Consider the following 500-nt stretch of genomic DNA (forward strand, 5'->3'; position numbering starts at 1 on the left):
TTTTGGGTTTGGATACGAGAGTCAATTGAAAATATAAAAGATGAAATTTTCTTCTGTTCTTCTATATGGGGGAAAGTAAATTCTATTTTTGACAACTTATCTTGATTGAGATTATCTTGTGCTGCCCCTTGCGAAAGATTTTGTATCTCAATTTTAAATTTATCAAACAGATACTTTACAAAAAGAACAATTGTTTTATTTTCCTTAGGAATCAATCCAATAATACTATCAGGAAAACAAGCTTTTATTTTAAGAATAGAAGTTTCAGCAATATTTGCAGCAATTGTAATACACAAAGTATCTTCATTCCATAATTTGCTTTGCAGTAATCCTGCTTCAGAATAAGTTTGCGTAAACTCAGTGAGATATAAACCTGCTTTTCGTACATCGCCAGTCTGTACAAAAGGATATTTACCTCCAAACAAAAATTCGGCATCTCTTGGTCTATGTTTGGATTTTCCTCTTCCGATGTTAGCAACTTCTCCCAATTTCTTCACCTC

Annotated in this window: 1 protein-coding gene; it reads right to left on the reverse strand. The window is 32.2% G+C overall.

Annotated features, from left to right (window positions below; all coding sequences use genetic code 11):
* The coding region (locus U9K52_RS21200) for a restriction endonuclease subunit S (RefSeq protein ID WP_322928027.1) at positions 1 to 500 on the reverse strand (500 nt) is incomplete at both ends.

Origin of the sequence: Chryseobacterium sp. MHB01 (assembly GCF_034651565.1) — a bacterium.
GTDB lineage: Bacteria > Bacteroidota > Bacteroidia > Flavobacteriales > Weeksellaceae > Chryseobacterium > Chryseobacterium nepalense.